Annotated in this window: 1 protein-coding gene; it reads left to right on the forward strand. The window is 60.1% G+C overall.

Annotation, left to right across the window (positions count from 1 at the left end; translation table 11 throughout):
• Positions 1 to 15: 15 nt before the first annotated feature.
• Positions 16 to 436: S1 family peptidase (locus JWG88_RS21340; RefSeq protein ID WP_205235839.1), on the forward strand; the 421-nt coding region annotated here is incomplete at its 3' end.

The raw sequence follows: 436 nt of genomic DNA on the forward strand, positions 1-436 counted from the left end.
GGGCAGGGGACTTTCATGGAACAGCAGCCTGACATTGGGCCGCTCGTTGAGCGGCTGCGGCGCGAGAACAGGAAGCGGCTCGCCGGGTTGTACTTCGAAGAGCCTAATCGCCTAGTGGTGCGCTTGGTTGGTGAAACCCCGGTCGAGACGCAGACGCATCGGGTCGGCGGGCATCGGGTCGAGGTGGTGTTTCGCCCTGGTGCTACGCACACCTACGCGAAATTGACCGAGGCCCTAAAGAAGGGCGACCGTGACATTAACCGCCTGCTGCCATCGGCACACGGACGATACGTAGATGAGCGAACGGGTGAAGTTGTTGTTGCGGTTCGACCTGGCGCGCCAGTAACTGACGCGCAGCGGACCGACTTGGAAAGGATGCTTGGTGTTCCAGTACGAATCGAGGTTGAAGAACCGGCCGTATTGCAGCGCTTAAAGT

The sequence above is a fragment of the Desulfopila inferna genome (genome assembly GCF_016919005.1).
Classification (GTDB): Bacteria; Desulfobacterota; Desulfobulbia; order Desulfobulbales; family Desulfocapsaceae; genus Desulfopila_A; species Desulfopila_A inferna.